This is a genomic window from Photobacterium marinum (genome assembly GCF_000331515.1).
Taxonomy (GTDB): domain Bacteria; phylum Pseudomonadota; class Gammaproteobacteria; order Enterobacterales; family Vibrionaceae; genus Photobacterium; species Photobacterium marinum.
In genome coordinates, this window is record NZ_AMZO01000012.1 from 24,460 (window position 1) to 31,062 (window position 6,603).

A 6,603-nucleotide genomic window follows, 5' to 3' on the forward strand; every position below is an offset into this window, starting at 1 on the left:
GCTGTTTTATTGAATAAATTAAGTTTTCTTCGATAGTAATATCACTTGGCCGTCACTGAAATAGTGGCGGCTTTTTGAATATGCTACCGGGCTGCCGAGTTGCTTGTATTCTATATCCCATCCTGAACTCTTTGCCTTATTTGCAAAATCATCTCTTTCTTTATCAATATCTGGGTCGATAGCGTGAAGAATGGTAATGATCCCTTTATAATGCGCCAGCTTTAAATCATTGTCATAGCTGACAGAACCTACCCAAATATCTTTTTCTGTTTGTTTTTCTCTTCCTGCATACCACCAGCGAATATGTTTCCTATTAATTAAATCTCCGGCTTTTTGGTATGCTGACCATTGCGGTTGCTGGTTCCAATATAGGTCTGATATTGGTGGCAAGTTTTTGGAAATTAAACTTATGTAGTTAGTGAAGTTCAGATCATTTCGTGAAAATGTTTTATTCTCAATCCAGCCCAGTTCCCCCATTAAATCCTGAGGTGTATTGTCTTTGATAACAATGTTGATCGGTTGAGCTTTGTAAACTGGAGCCAGACCGGGGTAAACAGCATAATCGAGTGATTTAAGCTCGATGTTGTCGTTGTGAGCTGCTTTGCTTTTGTAAGCGTATGCGTTGCCAACAAAGAAATGTATGTAGTTGACGCTGCCCATAATTGAAAGCCAACAAAAGCTGATTTTAAGCCATTTCTTCCAGCTACGGCTGCGGTAAAGGAAGGTGCTGATGGCTGAAGCAAGCATGATCGCAATTACCAGCAGGCTGTGTTCTTTGAGAAACAGCGTAATGTTGGACATGTCTGGGATAAGCTGGATACCTTGTGCCAGAAATAAACCCAGCAGTACAAACTGCCCGACACCTAAAAACAGGCCTATAAGTGAGTACATAGTAAATGTCATCCATGGCATAGTGTATGAACCAACAAGAAAAGGCGTGATCCACGCGACTGGACCGAGTAATCGAGCGGCGGCCACAACCAGGGGGCCGCGTTTTTTCAGTACTAGTTTTGCCCTAGCGAAAGGGCGGCGTGTTTTCGGTATGCGTCGGCTCAGTGTGCGGCGGCCTTTTGCTCCTAGTTTCCGGCCAATGAAATAACTGAGCTGATCGCCAATTAATCCTCCGGCCAGTACTGAAAGAACACCGTACACCGCACCTTCATTGAGCAGGTAGCCTGCTGCCAGCAAGAAAGGTTCCCCGGGAAAAAACAGATTGGGACCAATTAACGCATCAAGCAGGCTTCCTCCGAAATACCACCACCATTCAGCGTTTAACATTTGTTATTTGCGTCCGTATAGTGACCGAATTTGTATTCCATCTCGTTGTTGCGCATTTCTCCGAAGAAGAAGCGGCGAATATTGGCTTTGAGGTAAGTCAGCCCCATCTTTAAAAAGCCATCTTGCTCCAGGCGGCGAGGGTCAAACCAGAAGCTAACTGGGATCATGCGGTAGCGCCAGGTTTGTGATGCGCGGCGTACATAGTCACAGTCTTCGCAAAGGACAATGGCCTCATCAAATCCGCCGATTTCTTCGTGGACTCGTTTGGTCGAGAACAGGCATGCTCCGACGGATGTCGGGAAAAAGAACGACGTCATATACAGCCCTGCATTGAATGCACCGTAACCAAGTTTGTAACCAAATGAGAGTTGCTTCGCACTCATGTAGACCCCGGCTACGTCCAGTTTTTTTTGTTCAAGCTGGTGAAGGGCATTGGTGAGGAATGTCGGGTCAAGACGTACATCTGCGTCAAGGAACAGAATACGTTCGTTTGATGCCAGATTTGCACCGGTATTTCTTCCTAGGCTGGCGCCTCGTTTTTCCATTTTATGAACGGTTAGAGCAGGTAAAGCTTTTTCAAACCCCTTGGCGATTTCACAAGTTTTATCTTCGCTGTTGGAGTCAACGAGGATGACTTCAAAATCACTGTGCGTCTGTTTGCTCAGGTCATCAAGCAGGCGACCGATACGTTTTTCTTCATTCAGGGTGATGATTACGATGCTTACAGGAGTCATACAAACCTCTCTTAATTGTCCATGTTGGTAACTGTTGAGAGTAGTATGCTTGTGGGGTATTGAATGAATTATGATGGCTTGGTTCATTTTGCATTCAGCTTTATCTATCAACGACATGATAAGAGCTTGCTGAATCCAGGAAGAAAGAAAAAGTATAGATATGTAGTGGGGGGAGGTAGGGGGAAGCCTGGAGTGGGACTCCAGGCTTTAACAGTGCCAACCCTGTGACAGGCTGGAAGGCTTTAATTTAGGTTAGCACTGATTTTCTTAGCTACTTCTAGGCGAAAAGCTGTCAGTTCCGCTACCCAGTTTGGACGATTAATATACTTACCGAGCAGGAAAGCAGGGATTAAGAAAATAAACAGCGGTAACGACTCGTGAAGGTATGTAGAGGCCAATGCTTCTTCATGAGAGAAATAATTAAGCACAGCCAACACATCAAAAATCACAGCCAGTGTTACCAAGATAGAGGAGATGACTAGGACGATGCCCAGAACGTCTCTAAAATATAGCTTTGATGCTTTCATATTTGTTCCCTCAACACATTGCAACCAATTAAATATACTCTCAATTACATATAAAAGATTGAGTTATGTCATACAATTATGCGTGAGAAATGAAAACATAGATTTAACGTATGTTATCAACCTCGCAAAAAAGCGCTAAGTCGTATAGTCTTTGTCAAAAAAAATGAAGCTATTGATTTTTAAATTCAACAGGTTGTGATGGCGCGTTACAGTGCCCATTGAAAAGCACGGTGAAACTTCTCTTTACCGTTTTCGCTGATGACCTGACCGTGGGAGAGAATGATTCGATCAAATGGCCAGGTGAGGATTTCCTGCAGTGACTGGCGTAAGCGGGTTTTATCTTTGAATGTCATTCGCCAGTACAATGGCATTCCCGGTGAATGATAGCAGTCGTTAACTAATGCTAACGCTGTCGTTAATAAACTCGGTGAGGGTTTAAGCCATGCTAGAGTGTCGCCGACAATTAAGGTATGCGATTCGGGATCGCAAAATACAACTTCCTCCATTTTATCGCTGCCACGAAGTAGGGTCTGATAGAGTTGATGACGCCAGAGTACGGGCGTTTGTGCACTGAGTGCGTCGTCAAAGGCCAGATCTGTACGTTTGTGCTGTAGTCCGGGCGGAGCGAAAAAATAAGCTTCTGGGTAGGCCAGCCACCATTCAGAAAGGAACAGGTGGTGATTCATGTTCGGTGTAACGATCGCATGAACTTGTCCGAGTTTACTTAGCTCCAGTTGTAACTGGGTAGTTAGCTGGACTGGTGAGTGGATCAACAGCTTGTTGTCATTCAGTCGAATGACTGTCATTCGGGCTCCGACAGGAATGCCGTTCACTTTGAACGGCATGTCCTGATACCAGATTCGATCGCAGCTCCATTCAATCATAGGTCATCCTTAACCTTTGCTGAGCTCCAGATAGCTATCAGAAGCCCATAATCTTGAGTAAGTTTTCTGCTGTTTCAATAGCCTGCTGGCGGTTAGCGATATTCAGCTTCTGGTAAAGATTTCGGATATGAGTTTTGATTGTGGTTGAAGCCACATCAAGCTCAGAAGCAATTTGTTCATTGCTGTAACCGGTATAAATCAATCCCAGTACCTGCCATTCACGCTGGGTGAGCGGGCTGGTGCGAATCAGCTCTGGCACATCCGGCAGATTCAGCAGTTTTTCAACGAAACTTTCATCAAAGTGAACCGAGCGGTTTCGTTCTTTGCTGGTCATTTCACGAAGTAGCTGACGTGCGCGGTGAAGCTCAAGTTCACTGAGTGAACGAGTATCAACCAGTTCCTGAAGCAGATCGTAAAGTTCACAGCCATCGCATAGGAAAATACCAACCATCCCTGTGCTGTTGGTCAGAACCAATGCTTCTTTCAGTTGTTTCAATGCTTCTTGGCGCAATCCTATACGCTTACTAAGTACCGCTTGTACCACAAGATTACGATTTTTGTCTGTGATCAGATTATGCTTATCACAATGTTCCTGCAGCATTTCCAGAATGTTTTTTGAGCGCTCAAGCTCGCCGGCATTCATACAGGCGCGGGCAATATTACGCCACTGAAGTTGCTGGAAGTGGTTACAGGCGCCTTCCGGCTCCTCTGCCTGCTTAAGCCAGTGTTGAATACTTTCCTGATCACCGGTGTTTTGCCAGTGGAACAAGTTGGCTAAATCTGTGTTGGCACGCCAGTCGATGTGGTACTGGGTGCGATCCATCATGCTGTTACACAGTTCCAGATAGCGGGAAGCTTTGTCCTGTTCACCTCGGGTAACGGCAATACGGGCCAACATAGAGTAGGCATGAAGCGATTTGGTTTCGTCGAACGGTGCCAGCACTTCAAGACTTTTCAGTGCCGCTTCTTCCGCTTCATCCAGACGGTTCCAGCACCAGAGGATCTGGGCACGAAGTCGGAGCAGGAATTCATGCAGCGGTACTTGTTGTAGGTGCTGTTCTTTTACCAGTTTGAAAGCCTGATCAAGCTGTTCGAATGCAGACTGAACATAGCCCTGTGCCAGCAGGATTTCACTTTGTTGCAGGATTGCCCAAAGTGCCTGATGGTATACATGGTACTGACGAGCCATTTTTTCCGTTTGTTGCATCATAGGCAGCGCACGGCTGAGGTTACCCAGACAGTGATGAACTTCACCGACAACTGAGGTCGCGACAATTCGGCTACGGTAGGTCGTAGATGGCAGTTGCCCAAGTGCTTGCTCTGACAAAATCAAAGCATCTTCCGGTTTGCTTTGGTTGATTGCAACTTGTGCGCGAAGGGCATTGAATTCGCCCTGAAGCGCATCATCCAGTTCAATGTTGTACTTCTGCATTTCTGCTTCGGCTTCTGCGATTAGATCGCCGACATCGTTATAGCGGTGCTGGCTTTGGATCAGCCATAGTCGAAGCAGAACAAGGCGAGGGGTGCTGAATAGTTTGCATCTGTCTAAACCATCAATGGTGTCCTGAAGTAGTTTCAGCTCACCGTGATGGAACATTTCCCAGCCGTACTCAGAAAGGATTTCAATCGTCAGTTCTTTATTTTCGCTTTTTTGCGCATGCAAAAGAGCTTGTTGAGGCGAATGCTGCTTGAGCCAAGCCTTAGCCGCCATGGTGTGCAACTCAGAACGCTGCTGTGGAATCTGAGAATAACGCTGGTGGCGCAGGAATTCTGCAAACAGGTTATGGAAGCGATACCAGTTGTTATCACCTTCCAGGTTATTGAGGAACAGGCCGTAGCGGTTCAGCGATTCCAGCATGGCCAGTGCGTCACTTCGTCCGGTCAGGTCTGTTACCAGCTGGGCATTGAACATGTCCAATACAGAACACTGTAGCAGGAACTGCTGAGTTTCCTGATCCAGCTGATCAAACACTTCTTCTGCCAGGTAGTCCCACAAATGACCTCGGTTAAAGCTAGCGACGTTAACTGCTGATTCAACTAGGTTGTCTGGTTTTTGCTGGGCATGAAGGGCGATAAGTTGCAAAGCTGAAGGCCAGCCTTCCACTTGTTGGCGCAGGGATTTTAGTACATCTGTCTCAACATTATTGCTGACTCGTTTATTAAAGAAACGCTCTGTCTCTTCTTCATCGAAAGCCAGCAGATCATTATCAACTTCTATCAGCAGGTCGCGAACACGCAGGTTAGCTGTACCCAAAGGGGGAAGGGTGCGGCTGGTAACAACCAGCGTAATGTTATCCGGCATGTTTTTCAGGAAAAAGCGCATGCCATCGTGAATATCGTCGTTATTGATAACGTGGTAGTCATCAAGTACCAGGTAAGTCTGTTCGTGGTATTCGCTTAGTTCGCCGAACAGCTCACTAAATAGGGTTGATAAGCAGGCAAACTGACGGCGTTCTGCCATCGCCTGTGTTTTCAGACAGGCGTTGTTTGTCGCTTTGTTGATAGATTGCAGCAGGTAATTGGCAAATCGGAATGTGTCGTTGTCGTTCTCATCAATATTGAACCAGCCAGTATGAGGATGGTCACTTAACCATTGTGCTGCCATGGTTGTCTTGCCATAGCCAGCCGGAGAGCGGAATAGTACAAGACGGTAAAAAGGTGCCTGTTCAAGTGCTTCCAGCAATCTTGGGCGTAGTATTGCATTATGAAGACGAGCCGGCCGTGTCAGTTTAGATGGTATCCACATAGTCTTGTGTCTTTTTGTAAGGTTTCAGGTTCCGTTGAAAGCTCTTAGATTTTATTTCCCATCATTTAGCGGGGGGCTTATATGAGCTTTATGCAATGCTGTTCTCAAAAACATGCATGAAAATTTCTTCACGCCGTGTGAACTGGCCCTTAACTTTAACCTTCTACGGGGTGAATTTAGTAATTCTATGTTTTCTCATCCCTAGAAATATGAGCTACATCACATATATTGAAACAATCTGTAATAAAAGATCACCTGGCTGCGCACATGATTTAATCTATTTTTATGAATTTTGTTGCACCTTTCGGGCTGTTAAGTGCCTTCTCCACCTCGATTTTTTGCAGGACGTCACAAAATGGGAGGGGGTCTGGTAACTACGCCCCTGCCACTCATCCCTAATCCTCCCCCCGGCGGGAGGATGTTTAACCGGACTA

The 6,603-nt window shown here is 45.9% G+C and carries 5 protein-coding genes; all 5 read right to left on the reverse strand.

Features of this window, described 5'->3' with window-relative positions; genetic code table 11:
• Window positions 1-18: 18 nt before the first annotated feature.
• The gene (locus tag C942_RS09210; RefSeq protein ID WP_007464968.1) at window positions 19-1,278 is read right to left on the reverse strand and encodes an LssY C-terminal domain-containing protein; all 1,260 of its coding nucleotides are present in this window, start codon (window positions 1,276-1,278) and stop codon (window positions 19-21) included.
• Window positions 1,272-2,012 (reverse strand): glycosyltransferase family 2 protein, encoded by a 741-nt coding sequence (locus C942_RS09215; protein ID WP_007464969.1) that lies wholly within the window; start codon window positions 2,010-2,012, stop codon window positions 1,272-1,274. The genes C942_RS09210 and C942_RS09215 overlap by 7 nt, the downstream gene beginning before the upstream one ends.
• A 242-nt stretch (window positions 2,013-2,254) precedes the next feature.
• The gene (locus tag C942_RS09220) at window positions 2,255-2,539 is read right to left on the reverse strand and encodes a hypothetical protein (protein WP_007464971.1); all 285 of its coding nucleotides are present in this window, start codon (window positions 2,537-2,539) and stop codon (window positions 2,255-2,257) included.
• A gap of 206 nt (window positions 2,540-2,745) precedes the next feature.
• Window positions 2,746-3,423, reverse strand: coding sequence for a DUF4336 domain-containing protein (locus C942_RS09225; protein WP_007464972.1), 678 nt, complete (start codon window positions 3,421-3,423; stop codon window positions 2,746-2,748).
• Between the two features lie 37 nt (window positions 3,424-3,460).
• Entirely contained in the window at window positions 3,461-6,169 is a 2,709-nt protein-coding gene (gene malT / locus C942_RS09230) for an HTH-type transcriptional regulator MalT (protein WP_007464974.1), read from the reverse strand.
• Window positions 6,170-6,603 lie beyond the last annotated feature (434 nt).